Origin of the sequence: Agromyces sp. NPDC057865 (assembly GCF_042796995.1) — a bacterium.
Lineage (GTDB): Bacteria > Actinomycetota > Actinomycetes > Actinomycetales > Microbacteriaceae > Agromyces.
In genome coordinates this window covers 795,475-807,935 of sequence record NZ_JBHVMJ010000003.1, presented here as the reverse complement: position 1 = coordinate 807,935, position 12,461 = coordinate 795,475, and the positions used below count along the sequence as shown (strand labels likewise).

Genomic DNA, 12,461 nt, shown 5'->3' with positions numbered 1-12,461 from the left:
GCCCTTCGTGTCTCGCGAGCCGCCTGAGGGAATCGAACCCTCGACCTATTCATTACGAGTGAATCGCTCTGCCGACTGAGCTAAGGCGGCGTGGCATCCGTCTCGCCTGGGCGATCCGGCTGGCACGAGAGTCTATGTTAGCGGGTTTCGCGATCGTCGTTGACCATGTCAGCAGCGCGGGTCGCTCGCGGGCACGGTTCCGTCGATCAGGTAGGACTCGACGGCGTCGGACACGCACGTGTTGGACTTGTTGTAGGCGGTGTGCCCCTCGCCCTGGTAGGTGACGAGCACGCCGCTGTCGAGCTGGTCGGCGAGCGACACCGCCCAGTCGTACGGCGTGGCCGGGTCCCCCGTGGTGCCGACGACCATGATGGGCGCCGCGCCCGACGCGTGGATCTCGCCGCGCTCCCGGTCGCCCTGGTACGGCCACTGGATGCAGCTGAGGTCGCCGTACCCGAAGTACGGGCCGATCGTCGGTGCCGCCTCCGCGATGGCGGCAGCCTTCTCACGCATGACGTCGACGTCGGGCTGGTAGGTGTAGTCGAGGCAGTTGATGGCGCGGAACGCCTCGGTCGAGTTGTCGCGGTACGTGCCGTCCTCGTTCCGGCCGTTGTAGCCGTCGGCGAACGAGAGGGCGAGGTCGGCGTCGCCGAGCATCACCGACTCGAGCATCTGGCTGAGGTACGGCCACGACTCGGGGCTGTAGAGCGGGTAGATGATCGCCGTGAGCAGCGTGTCGGCCCCGACCATGCGCCCGTCGGTGCCGCGGAGCGGGCTCTGGTCGACCGACGCCAGGAGATCGCCGACCTCCTGCATCGAGGCGTCGACCGTGCCGGTGAACGGGCAGTCGCTGCCGGTCAGGCAGTCCTCGAGGTAAGCGCTGAGCGCGTGCTCGAAGCCGACCGCCTGCGCCTCGGTGACCTCGGTGTCGCTCGCGGACGGGTCGATCGCGCCGTCGAGCACCATCCGGCCCACCTTGTCGGGGTAGAGGTCGGCGTAGGTGGCGCCGAGGAACGTGCCGTACGAGTACCCGAGGTAGTTGAGCTGCTCGTCCCCGAGGATCGCCCGGAGCAGGTCGAGGTCGCGCGCGGCGCTCACCGTGTCGACCTCGCCGAGGAGCGCACCGCTCTGCTCGGCGCAGGCCGCACCGAAGTCGCCGGCCGCGTCGCCCACGTACTGGATCCACTCGTCGCTGCCGCGCTCGGCGGGCACGATGCCGTACAGGTAGTCGTCCATCTTGGCCGCGTCGTAGCACTCGACCGGCGACGAGCGCCCGACGCCGCGAGGGTCGAAGCCGACGATGTCGAACCGCTCCTGCAGCGGCTGCCCGACGGCGTAGTCGAGCGAGTCGGCGATGAAGTCGTAGCCCGAGCCGCCCGGGCCGCCGGGGTTCACGAGCAGGGAACCGATGCGATCGCCGCTGGCGACGTGCCGCACGAGCGCGAGCTGGACCTCGCCCGTGCCCGGGTCGTCCCAGTCGAGCGGGGCCTTGGCGGTGGCGCAGCCCAGTCCGTCGCCGCAGGGCTCCCACTCGAGCACCTGCGAGTAGAACGGCTGCAGGTCGGCGGAGACGTCCTCCCGCGTCGGCGTCGAGACGGGCTTCGACTGGTCGAGGAAGGTGGGCATGCAGCCCGTGAGCGCGACGAGCACCGCGAAGGCGACGGCGCCGATGCCCAGGCGGCGGGCACGCGGCATCCGGCCGATCGTGCTCGGTCGTCGGTCGGTCATGCGGCTCCCCGTTCGTTCACGGTCGTGCGGATGGCGCTCACGAGCATCGCCTCGAGGGCGAGTGCGGGCTGCACGTTCCCCTCGATGCGCTCGCGCGCCTCCTGGATGGCGTCGAGCGTCGCGAGCGTCTGCGCCGGCGTGGCGGATGCCGCGGCCCGGCGCATCGGCTCGGCGATCTCGCGATTGACGAGGTCGACCTCGGCGTCGAGCTGGATGAGCAGCACGTCGCGGTAGAGCGAGGCGAGGTCGACGAGGATCCGATCGATGCCGTCGCGGAGGCTGCGCGTGGCGCGGCGCTTCTGGTCGTCCTCCAGCGCCTTGAGCTGCGGTCGGAGCGCGGCCGGCACGGCCTGGCCGGGCGCGAGCCCGAGCGAGTGCAGGGCGTGCGCGCGCTCCTCGGCGTCGCGGAGCTCGGTGATGGCCCTGGCGTCGTCGCCCGCGATCTCGAGGAAGCGCGCCGCGGTCGAGACCGCCGTGGCGGCCGAGCGCACGCCGAGCGCGAGCCGGAGGGTCTCGGCGCGGCGATCCCTGGCCTCCTCGCTCGTCGCGAGGCGATGGGCCATGCCGATGTGGCACTGCGCCTCGCGCGCCGAGCGCTCGGCGAGCGCCTCCTCGACGCCGTCGCGGCGAACGAGCAGGGCCGCGACCTCGGCGACCGTGGGCATCTGCAGTCGCACGGTGCGCACGCGCGAGCGGATCGTGGGGATCAGGTCGGCCTCGCTGGGCGCGCAGAGGATCCAGACCGTGCGCTCGGGCGGCTCCTCGAGCTCCTTCAGCAGGAAGTTCGACGTCTGCTCGGTCATGCGGTCGGCGTCCTCGACGATGATGACGCGGTGCCGCCCGACCGACGGCGCGTAGTGGGAGCGCTTCACGATCTCACGCACGTCGTCGCGCTTGATGATGACGCCCTCGGTGGCGAGCACGTGCAGGTCGGGATGGCTGCGCGCCTCGACCTGGATGCGGGTGCGTTCGTCGCCGTCGGGGTCGCCGGCGATGAGCGCGGTCGCGAAGGCGTAGGCGAGGTTGGAGCGACCCGAGCCGGGCGGGCCCGTGATGAGCCACGAGTGCGTCATCTGCTGCGATGCCGCGCCGCCCGCGGCCGCCGCCGCGGCGCGGAACACGCCGATCGCGGGCTCCTGCCCCGTCAGCTCGTCCCAGACGCTCACGCGACCACGCTACCTTCCGCTTCCGACCGTCGGCTGTGCGTTGCTCAGAGCAGGTGCGCGACGCGACCGCGGATGTCGCCGGCGATCTCGTCGACCGGGCGTGCGGCGTCGACCACGAGGAATCGGCCGGGTTCGGCCTCGGCGAGGGCGAGGTACGCAGCGCGAACGCGGTCGTGGAACTCGGATGCCTCGGCCTCGAGCCGGTCGTAGCGCGTCCGCGCCTCGTCGAGGCGTCCGCGCGCGGCATCGGCGTCGAGGTCGAGGAGGATCGTGAGGTCGGGCGCGAGCCCCTCGGTCGCCCATTCGGACAGGCCGCGCACGGCTTCGGGGTCGAGGACGCGACCGACGCCCTGGTAGGCGACCGACGAGTCGATGTAGCGGTCCTGGATCACGACCTCGCCGCGCTCGAGGGCGGGGCGCACGACCGTGGCGACGTGGTGCGCCCGGTCGGCCGCGTAGAGCAGCGCCTCGGCCCGCGGCGAGATGTCGCCGCGGTGGTGCAGCACGATCTCGCGGATCTCGACGCCGACCTCGGTGCCGCCCGGTTCGCGCGTGCGCAGCACGGTGCGCCCCTCACCAGACAGCCACTCCCGCAGGAGCTCGGCCTGCGTGGTCTTGCCGGAGCCGTCGCCGCCTTCGAGGGTGATGAAGACGCCGCGGGTCACGCGTTGCTCTTCTTGGCGGGCGCCTTCTTCGCGGGGGCCTTCTTCGCCGTGGTGGTGCGCTTCGCGCGCGGCGCCGCCGGGCCCTTGTCGCGCTTGATCTGCAGCAGCTCCACCGCCCGCTCGAAGGTGATGTCCTCGACCGACTCCGCCCGCGGGATCGTGGCGTTCGTGGTGCCGTCGGTCACGTAGGGGCCGAAGCGACCGTCCTTCACCTTGATCGGCTTGCCGCTCACCGGGTCGTTGTCGAACTCCTTGAGGGCGCTCGACGCCCGGCGCGCGCCGTACTTGGGCTGGGCGAACAGCTCGACGGCGCCGTCGAGGCCGATCTCGAAGATCGCGTCCTCGCTCGGAAGCGTGCGCGTGTCGGCGCCCTTCTTGAGGTAGGGGCCGTACCGGCCGTTCTGCGCGGTGATCTCGTCGCCCGACTCGGGGTCGAGCCCCACGACGCGCGGGAGGTCGAGGAGCTTCAGCGCGGTGTCGAGGTCGATCTCCTCGACCTGCATGCTCTTGAAGAGCGACGCCGTGCGCGGCTTGGGCGCCGCGGCCTTCTTCGCACTGCGCTTGGGCTTGGCCTCGACGACCTCGCCGGTCGCGGGGTCGACCGATGCCTCGGTCCCTGAACCCGTCGACGGGGGCTCGGGCTCGAGCTCGGTCACGTACGGTCCGAAGCGGCCGTCCTTGACGACGACCTGCTTGCCGTTCGCGGGGTTCTCGCCGAGCACGCGGTCGCCCTGCACGGGCGCGTCGATGAGTTCGCGGGCCTTGGCCTCGGTGAGCTCGTCGGGGGCGAGGTCGGGCGGGAGGTTGACCCGGCGCGGCGGGGCGTCGGGCGCCGCATCGGGATCGACGGTCTCGAGGTACGGGCCGTACTTGCCGATGCGCAGCGTCACGTCGGGCGCGATGCGCACCGAGTTGATCTCGCGCGCGTCGATGTCGCCGAGGTTGTCGACGACTTGGCGCAGGCCGCGGTGCGTGTCGGAGCCGAAGTAGAACCCGTTCAGCCAGTCGACCCGGTCGGCCTCGCCCGAGGCGATCCGGTCGAGGTCGTCCTCCATCTCCGCGGTGAAGTCGTACTCGACGAGGTCGCCGAAGTGCTCCTCGAGCAGGCGGACGACGCTGAACGCGACCCAGCTCGGCACGAGGGCCTGTCCGCGCTGCGTGACGTAGCCGCGGTCGAGGATGGTCGAGATGATCGACGCGAACGTAGAGGGTCGACCGATGCCGAGCTCCTCGAGCCGCTTCACGAGGCTCGCCTCGGTGTAGCGAGGCGGCGGGCTGGTCTCGTGGCCCTTGGCGTCGAGCTCGGCGAGGTCGAGCGACTGGCCCTCCTTCAGCGGCGGCAGCTTGGCGTCGCCGGGGGCGTCGTCGGCATTGCGCTCCTCGTCGCGGCCCTCCTCGTACGCGGCGAGGAAGCCGCGGAACGTGATGACCGTGCCGCTGGCCGTGAACTCGGCGATGGTGCCGGCCACGGCGGCGGATGCCTCGGGGGGGGTCGCGGCATCCGATGCGGTCGGGCCGACCTCGATCGTGATGGTCGCGGTCTGGCCCTTGGCGTCCGCCATCTGGGATGCGACGGTGCGCTTCCAGATGAGGTCGTAGAGCTTGTACTCGCTCCCGCGCAGCACCCGCTCGAGCTCGGCGGGCGTGCGGAACACGTCGCCCGACGGGCGGATCGCCTCGTGCGCCTCCTGCGCGTTCTTCGACCGGCTCGCATAGGTGCGCGGCTGGTCGGGGATCGAGTCGGCGCCGTAGAGCGAGGTGGCCTGGGTGCGCGCGGCCGTGATCGCCTGCTGCGACAGCGACGTCGAGTCGGTGCGCATATAGGTGATGTACCCGTTCTCGTACAGCGACTGCGCGACGCGCATCGTGTCGCGGGCCGAGAGCCGGAGCTTGCGCGCGGCCTCCTGCTGCAGCGTCGAGGTGGTGAACGGGGCGGCGGGGCGGCGCGAGTACGGCTTCGACTCGACCTTGCTCACCCGACGCGCGACGGCGTCGTCGCGCAGGGCGGCGGCCAGCGCGTGGGCGGTGGGCTCGTCGAGGACGACCGCCTTGCCCTTCAGCCGGCCGGAGTCGTCGAAGTCGCGGCCCGTCGCGACGCGCTCGCCGCCGAGACGCACGAGGCGAGCCTCGAACGACGGCTCGCCCTCCGCGGCGGACGGGGCGAACCGGCCGATGAGGTCCCAGTACCCGGCGGCGACGAACGCGAGGCGCTCGCGCTCCCGGTCGACGACGAGTCGTGTGGCGGCCGACTGGACGCGCCCGGCCGAGAGGCCGGGCCCGACCTTGCGCCACAGCACCGGCGACACCTCGTAGCCGTAGAGCCGGTCGAGGATGCGGCGGGTCTCCTGGGCGTCGACGAGCGCGGTGTCGAGCTCGCGCGTGTTGTCCTTCGCCTTCTGGATGGCGTCGCGCGTGATCTCGTGGAAGACCATGCGGCGCACGGGCACCTTGGGCTTCAGCTCCTGCAGCAGGTGCCACGCGATGGCCTCGCCCTCGCGGTCCTCATCAGTGGCGAGCAGGAGCTCGTCGGCGTTCTTCAGGGCGCGCTTGAGCTCGGCGACCGTCTTCTTCTTCGAGTCCGACACGACGTAGTAGGGCTCGAAGCCGTGCTCGACGTCGACGGAGAACTTGCCGAGCGAGCCCTTCTTCAGCTCGGCCGGGAGGTTCTTCGGCTCGATGAGGTCACGGATGTGGCCGACCGAGGACAGCACCTCGTAGCCGTCGCCGAGGTACTGGGCGATCGACTTCATCTTGGTCGGCGACTCGACGATGACCAGTTTCTTCGCGCCTGACACCAGACTCCTCTTGTTCCGTGGATGGGAGAACGCACATCGTTGCCGCGCCCCCGAGCGGTGTGCCGTGGTCGAGCGGAGCGGTCCGCCGACAGCCACACCATACACATATCGACCGTGAGTGCACCCATTCTGCGCCGCGTCGGCGCGGGCCGCGACGCCCCGACGCACCTCTTGCAGTTCCCGGTGCGCGGAGGAGAATGGCGGCATGGACACCTCTTCCGCGAGCTCGTACACGGCGAAACTCATCGACGGTCCGCTCGAGGGGAAGACGGTCGCGACCGCCTTCCTCGAGACGGGCGATCCCCGCCCGCGCCTCGAGCTGAACACCGACAAAGGCAAGCACTACATCTACGCCCGGGCCGCGGGCCTCGAGTTCGGCGCCGAGGACGACGACCGTCCGACGGCCGTGGAGTACCGGTTCATCGAGACCGTCTTCGACTGAGCTCACGGGTCCCACCCCGGCGGGCCGGCCCTGGCCGTCGCTCGGAGTTCGACGGCGAACGACGAGACGGTCACGGTGACGGATGCCACGGGTCCGCCGAGTTCGCACGACGCGAGCGCGGCGCCGTTGCGTTCCGCCGTGCGCCCGGCGAGCTCGCACGGCACGCCGGCGACGGCGCCCGAGAGCGCGTCCGCCGCGGCGAGCACTGCCGCGTCTGCGGCGCCGGCAGCGCGCTGCGACGCCACGAACGCCGCCGTGATCGGCACGACCGTGACCGCGAGCGCGACCGTGGCGCCCACGATCCCGAGCGCGAGCACCGACGCCGCACCGCGCTCGCCTGACGCCGCCGACGGTTCGGGTGCCGCCGCGAAGTTCACAGCCCGCCCGCCACGGCGCACGACTCCGCGCGCAGTTCGATCGCCGCGAGCAGCCCGGCGCCGTCGGCGCTGAGGGCGACGCACACGAACGGGTCCTCCTGCCACGAGGACAGCCGCGCCCCGCCCGCCACGCGATCGGCGATCGTCGCGGCGACGCCCTCGGACTCGCCGCGACCCAGCGCCCGCGCGGCGTCGGCGGCGGCGTCCTGGAGCCGCACCTGCTGCGCGACGACGAGCACGGCCGCGAGGCATGCCGCGAGCACGAGGGCGATCGCGGGCAGCGCGACGGCGAACTCGGCCGTCACGCTGCCCCGATCCCCGTCATCCGACCGTGAGCGCATTCCGCACGAGGTCGGTGAGGATGCCGCGCACCTCGTCGCCGCGGAGGATGACGACGAGCAGGCCGGCGAACCCGACCGCCGCCATGGTGGCGACGGCGTACTCCGCGGTCGCGGCACCGCGCTCGCCGGCGAAGCGGCGCAGCGTGCGGCGCAGCGGCGTGCTCCTCGGGACGGCAGGGGCCGCGGGCTCGCGGCCGGCGACGTGGGCGACGGTGGGCGGCGCGTCGCCGGGGTGCTGGTGCATGGTGGTGTTCCTTCCTTCTGGCGCCGGATGGCCGGCGGGCGGGCGGCACGAGTCGGGATGGTCATGCGGCACCGCCGAGGGTGCCGGTCAGGACGGAGACGATGAGCGGCACGACGCCGAGCAGCACGAAGGCGGGCAGCACGCAGGCGCCGAGCGGCAGCATCAGGCGCACGCCGAGTGCCGCGGCCCTGGCCGCGCCGTCCGCTCGGGCCGTGCGTCGCCGCCGAGCGGCCTCGGCGCGGAGGAGTTCGGCGACGGGCGCGCCCGCCCGCGCGGCCACGGCGATCACGCCGTCGACATCGGACGCGTCGGACTCGGTCGTGCCGACGGGCGCGAGCGCGTCGCGGACGATCGCACGGGCGCGCTCGACCGAGGCGCCGCCCGACATCGCCATGGCCACGAGCTCGAGCTCGAGCCCGCGTTCCGCCTCCGATGAGGTCGCCGTCGCCACGAGCCGCCGGCTCCAGCGACGGCCGGCCCAGAGCAGCCCGCCGCCGAGGACGACGCAGGCGATGCCGACCGGATTGCCGAACAGGACGGCGACCGTGTCGAATCCGAACGCCGCGCCGAACACGACGGCGATGAGCGGCAGCGCCAGCACGAGCCGGGCGCTCGAGACCGGCCCCGCGAGCGCGCTGCCGACCTCGCGACGGAGCTGCGCCTCGTCACGCAGCGCACCGGCCAGCTCGCGCAGGCCCGATGCCAGCGGCGCGCCCGACTCGACCGCGACCTCCCAGGCGGCACCGAGGAGCGCCCATCGCACCGACGTGCGCGTCGCCGCGGCCCGTGCGGCGGCGATCGCGGCCGGCACGGACTCCCCGTCGGCGGCCGCCGCAGCGACCGCGCGCAGCACGACCGCGTCCTCGTCACGGTCGAGCTCACGAGCGCCTGGGCCGGCCACGGGCGCGACGTCGACGTGCGACCACGCGACGGTCGCCGGCACGCCGGCCGACAGGAGCACGGCGAGCCGCTCGGCGATCGCCGCGACGGCGTCGAGCTCGGCGGCCGCGTCGGGGCGCCGACGTCGCCACGACGCGAGGCGGGCTCGAAGCCTTCGGGCGGCCGTCACTGCGCCACCACCGCCAGGCGCCCGTCGCGCATGGCGAAGCGGCCGATGCCCGCCAGCCGTCGGCGGCCGTCGACGCGCTCGACGTGCAGCACGAGGTCGAACGCGCTCACGGCCTGCCGCGCGACCGCATGGGCATCGAGGCCGGCCGCGGACCCGAGGGCCTCGAGCCGCGCGGGCACGTCGTCTAGGGAGTTCGCGTGCAGCGTGCCCGCACCGCCGTCGTGACCGGTGTTGAGGGCGGACAGGAGCTCGCGCAGTTCGACGCCGCGGCACTCCCCCACGACCAGGCGATCGGGGCGCATCCGGAGCGCCTCGCGCAGCAGCGCGTCGAGCCCGAGCCGGCCGGTGCCCTCGAGGTTCGCCTGCCGCGCCTCGAGCGACACCACGTGCGGATGGTCGACCGCCAGCTCGGCGACGTCCTCGATGAGCACGATCCGGTCGCGGGGGTCGGCCCCCGACAGGAGCGCGGCGAGCAGCGTGGTCTTGCCCGCGCCGGCCGCACCGGTGACGAGCAGGTTGCGCCGTCTCGCGACGGCGTCGCGCAGCATCGCCTCCTGGGCGGCGTCGAGCATGCCGGCCGCGGCGAGTGCGCGGAGCGGGAAGCCCGCGACGCGCGGCACCCGGACTGAGATGACCGTGCCGCGCGTGGAGACGGGCGGCAGCACGGCGTGCACCCGGACGCCGCCGCCCAGCCGCACGTCGACCGCGGGCGTCGCCTCGTCGATGTGACGGCCGCCGCGCGCGATGAGCCGGATCGCGAGCGCGCGCACCTCGGGCTCGTCGGCCGTCCACGCGGGCTCCCGCTCGGCACCGGAGCCGCGGTCGATCCAGAGCCCGCGGTCGCCGTTCACGAAGAGGTCGGTCACGGGGCCGGCGGCGGCGAACGGCGCGAGCGGCCCGAGGAACGAGAGATCGGGCACGCCGCGTGAGCCCATGCGCGCGGCGAGCGCGGCGCCGTCGGGGCCCGCCGTGGCATCCGTGCCGGCGGAATCGAGAACCAGAGCAACGGGGCCGGCCGCATCAGCAGCCGCCGCGGCCCATGAGCGCGACGCTGCGCCGACGCCCGCCGCATCCGAGGCGCCGACGCCCGCGGCATCCGCAGCCTCGGGCGCAGGCGACCGGAGCCAGGACGGCGTCGCGACGAACGGGGTGGTCATGCGACGACCGTACGGTCGGCGTCACGACGCGGGGCCACGCCGGAGGCTGATGGGGAAAGGAGCCTCCCCCACGTCGTTGTGGAGGAGGACTCGTTCCGGATGCATCGCTCCCGCACGGATGCGGAGCGGTGCCCTTAACGAAAGGGGGCGGCACCCATTGGGGGGAACAGGTGCCGCCTCGGCAGCGCAAGGATTGGGGGGAATCACGAGCGCTGCAGGCCTCGAAACGAGTGTTCGGGCGGTACCCAGTGTATGGCCTCAGGAAGGATGCGCAAGCATTATTTGTCCCCATTTGTGCGGACGTACAGATTTCTCTGCGCAAAGGCACAGTAACCGCTCCCATCCGCGCTCGGAAGAGCATTCGACCCGGCGTGACCCACCCGTTACGAGGTGCTCGGCGACGGGAGGTAATGTGCTGGTGGGGCAGGCGACCCAACCGATGCACCAATCGCGAAGGAGCGACCGGAGAACATGACCGTTCAGATCGATCACGCGCTCGAGGAGATCAGGCGCTTCCGCCCGAGCCCCGAGTTCGCCGCCCAGGCCGTCGCCGACGAACGCCTCTACGAAGCAGCCGCGGCCGACCGCCTCGGCTTCTGGGCCGACCAGGCCCGCGAGCTCCTCCAGTGGGAGAAGCCCTTCACCCGCACGCTCGACTGGTCGAACCCGCCGTTCGCGAAGTGGTTCGACGACGGCGAGCTCAACGTCGCCGTCAACTGCCTCGACCGCCACGTGGCCGCCGGCATCGGCGACCGCGTCGCGCTCCATTGGGAGGGCGAGCCCGGCGACTCCCGCGACGTCACCTACGCCGAGCTCACCGACGAGGTGAAGCGCGCCGCGAACGTGCTGACCGACCTCGGCGTCGGCGAGGGCGACCGCGTCGCCATCTACCTGCCCATGATCCCCGAGGCCGTCGTCGCGATGCTCGCGGTCGCCCGCATCGGCGCCGTGCACTCGGTCGTCTTCGGCGGCTTCAGCGCCGACAGCCTCGCCTCGCGCATCGACGACGCCGAGGCATCCGTCGTCATCACCGCCGACGGCGGCTGGCGCAAGGGCAAGGTGTTCCCCCTGAAGCCCGTCGTCGACGAGGCGCTCCAGAAGGCCGAGGGCGACACGGTGCGGAACGTGCTCGTGGTGCGCCGCGGCGAGAACGACGTCGACTGGGTCGACGGCCGCGACCACTGGTGGCACGACACGGTGGCGCAGGCGTCGGGCGAGCACGAGCCGAAGGCGTTCGGCGCGGAGCACCCGCTGTTCATCCTCTACACGTCGGGCACGACCGGGAAGCCGAAGGGCATCCTGCACACCTCGGGCGGGTACCTCACGCAGGCGGCGTTCACGCACAAGAACGTGTTCGACCTCCACCCCGAGCGCGACGTGTACTGGTGCACGGCCGACGTCGGCTGGATCACCGGCCACTCCTACGTCGTGTACGGTCCGCTCGCCAACGGCGCGACCCAGGTGCTCTACGAGGGCACTCCCGACACGCCGCATCCCGGCCGCTGGTGGGAGATCGTCGAGAAGTACGGCGTCACCATCCTCTACACGGCGCCCACCGCCATCCGCTCGTTCATGAAGCTGGGCCGGCAGATCCCGCACGAGTTCAACCTGCGCTCCCTGCGCCTGCTCGGCTCGGTCGGCGAGCCGATCAACCCCGAGGCGTGGATCTGGTACCGCCACGTCATCGGCGGCGGCTCCATCCCCGTGGTCGACACGTGGTGGCAGACCGAGACGGGCGCCATCATGATCTCGGCGCTGCCGGGCGTCACCGACCTCAAGCCGGGCAGCGCCCAGGTCCCGATCCCGGGCATAACGGTCGACATCCTCTCGGACGAGGGCGAGTCGGTCGAGGGCGAGGGCGGCGGCCTGCTCGTCATCACCGAGCCGTGGCCGTCGATGCTGCGCGGCATCTGGGGCGACCCCGAGCGGTTCAAGGAGACGTACTGGGAGAAGTTCGGCGACAAGTACTTCGCCGGCGACGGCGCACGTCGCGACGAGGACGGCGACATCTGGCTGCTCGGCCGGGTCGACGACGTCATGAACGTCTCAGGGCACCGCCTGTCGACCGCCGAGATCGAGTCGTCGCTCGTCGCGCACCCCTACACGGCCGAGGCCGCGGTCGTCGGCGCGTCCGACGAGACCACCGGCCAGGCGGTCGTGGCGTTCGTCATCCTCAAGGCGAGCCAGGTCTCGCACATCGACGATCCCGCCGTCGCGTCCGAGGAGCTGCGCAAGCACGTCGCGACCCAGATCGGCGCGATCGCCCGCCCGCGTCAGGTCTTCATCGTCAACGAGCTGCCGAAGACCCGCTCGGGCAAGATCATGCGGCGCCTGCTGCGCGACCTCGCCGAGGGCCGGCAGGTCGGCGACACGACGACGCTCGCCGACACGTCGGTCATGACCGCGATCACGCGCCAGGTGCAGTGACCTGAGTCAAGAGACACGGATGCCGCGGCCGGGAGCATTCCCGCCGCGGC

11 protein-coding genes and 1 tRNA gene are annotated in these 12,461 nt (G+C 72.4%); 2 read left to right on the top strand and 10 right to left on the bottom strand.

Features of this window, described 5'->3' with window-relative positions:
• Positions 1 to 17: 17 nt before the first annotated feature.
• The 5 genes from ACFVN5_RS16655 to topA all read right to left on the bottom strand — a co-directional run bounded on the left by ACFVN5_RS16655 (position 18) and on the right by topA (position 6,354).
• Positions 18 to 90, bottom strand: a tRNA-Thr gene (locus ACFVN5_RS16655).
• Between the two features lie 78 nt (positions 91 to 168).
• Positions 169 to 1,728 carry an alpha/beta hydrolase gene (locus ACFVN5_RS16650; RefSeq protein ID WP_376956395.1) on the bottom strand — a complete coding sequence of 520 codons (1,560 nt, stop codon included), beginning with the start codon at positions 1,726 to 1,728 and terminating at the stop codon, positions 169 to 171.
• Positions 1,725 to 2,894, bottom strand: a complete 1,170-nt coding sequence (locus ACFVN5_RS16645; RefSeq protein WP_376956393.1) for a DNA polymerase III subunit delta' — start codon at positions 2,892 to 2,894, stop codon at positions 1,725 to 1,727. Before ACFVN5_RS16645 ends, ACFVN5_RS16650 begins: the two co-directional genes overlap by 4 nt.
• A gap of 44 nt (positions 2,895 to 2,938) precedes the next feature.
• Positions 2,939 to 3,559 (bottom strand): dTMP kinase, encoded by a 621-nt coding sequence (gene tmk / locus ACFVN5_RS16640; RefSeq protein WP_376956391.1) that lies wholly within the window; start codon positions 3,557 to 3,559, stop codon positions 2,939 to 2,941.
• Positions 3,556 to 6,354 (bottom strand): type I DNA topoisomerase, encoded by a 2,799-nt coding sequence (gene topA / locus ACFVN5_RS16635; protein WP_376956389.1) that lies wholly within the window; start codon positions 6,352 to 6,354, stop codon positions 3,556 to 3,558. Before topA ends, tmk begins: the two co-directional genes overlap by 4 nt.
• Before the next feature lie 205 nt (positions 6,355 to 6,559).
• Between topA and ACFVN5_RS16630 the strand changes: the two genes are divergently transcribed.
• Positions 6,560 to 6,796 carry a hypothetical protein gene (locus tag ACFVN5_RS16630; RefSeq protein WP_148732086.1) on the top strand — a complete coding sequence of 79 codons (237 nt, stop codon included), beginning with the start codon at positions 6,560 to 6,562 and terminating at the stop codon, positions 6,794 to 6,796.
• Between the two features lie 2 nt (positions 6,797 to 6,798).
• On the opposite strand, the gene ACFVN5_RS16625 is transcribed toward ACFVN5_RS16630, so the two are convergent.
• From ACFVN5_RS16625 to ACFVN5_RS16605, 5 genes are all read right to left on the bottom strand, one after another.
• On the bottom strand, positions 6,799 to 7,173 hold the full coding sequence (locus tag ACFVN5_RS16625; protein ID WP_376956386.1) for an Rv3654c family TadE-like protein: 375 nt from the start codon (positions 7,171 to 7,173) through the stop codon (positions 6,799 to 6,801).
• Positions 7,170 to 7,478, bottom strand: coding sequence for a TadE family type IV pilus minor pilin (locus ACFVN5_RS16620; RefSeq protein WP_376956384.1), 309 nt, complete (start codon positions 7,476 to 7,478; stop codon positions 7,170 to 7,172). Before ACFVN5_RS16620 ends, ACFVN5_RS16625 begins: the two co-directional genes overlap by 4 nt.
• Positions 7,479 to 7,494: 16 nt before the next feature.
• Complete coding sequence (locus tag ACFVN5_RS16615) at positions 7,495 to 7,758, bottom strand: DUF4244 domain-containing protein (protein WP_376956382.1); 264 nt, start codon at positions 7,756 to 7,758, stop codon at positions 7,495 to 7,497.
• Between the two features lie 61 nt (positions 7,759 to 7,819).
• The gene (locus tag ACFVN5_RS16610) at positions 7,820 to 8,827 is read right to left on the bottom strand and encodes a type II secretion system F family protein (RefSeq protein ID WP_376956380.1); all 1,008 of its coding nucleotides are present in this window, start codon (positions 8,825 to 8,827) and stop codon (positions 7,820 to 7,822) included.
• Positions 8,824 to 9,984 (bottom strand): TadA family conjugal transfer-associated ATPase, encoded by a 1,161-nt coding sequence (locus ACFVN5_RS16605; RefSeq protein ID WP_376956378.1) that lies wholly within the window; start codon positions 9,982 to 9,984, stop codon positions 8,824 to 8,826. The genes ACFVN5_RS16610 and ACFVN5_RS16605 overlap by 4 nt, the downstream gene beginning before the upstream one ends.
• Before the next feature lie 471 nt (positions 9,985 to 10,455).
• Between ACFVN5_RS16605 and acs the strand changes: the two genes are divergently transcribed.
• Complete coding sequence (gene acs, locus ACFVN5_RS16600) at positions 10,456 to 12,411, top strand: acetate--CoA ligase (protein ID WP_376956376.1); 1,956 nt, start codon at positions 10,456 to 10,458, stop codon at positions 12,409 to 12,411.
• The last annotated feature ends 50 nt before the right edge of the window (positions 12,412 to 12,461 follow it).

Coding starts and splice junctions, on each gene's coding strand:
- ACFVN5_RS16650 (WP_376956395.1), bottom strand. CDS start 1,728: ATGACCGACCGACGACCGAGCACGATCGGCCGGATGCCGCGTGCCCGC.
- ACFVN5_RS16630 (WP_148732086.1), top strand. CDS start 6,560: ATGGACACCTCTTCCGCGAGCTCGTACACGGCGAAACTCATCGACGGT.
- ACFVN5_RS16615 (WP_376956382.1), bottom strand. CDS start 7,758: ATGCACCAGCACCCCGGCGACGCGCCGCCCACCGTCGCCCACGTCGCC.
- ACFVN5_RS16605 (WP_376956378.1), bottom strand. CDS start 9,984: ATGACCACCCCGTTCGTCGCGACGCCGTCCTGGCTCCGGTCGCCTGCG.
- acs (WP_376956376.1), top strand. CDS start 10,456: ATGACCGTTCAGATCGATCACGCGCTCGAGGAGATCAGGCGCTTCCGC.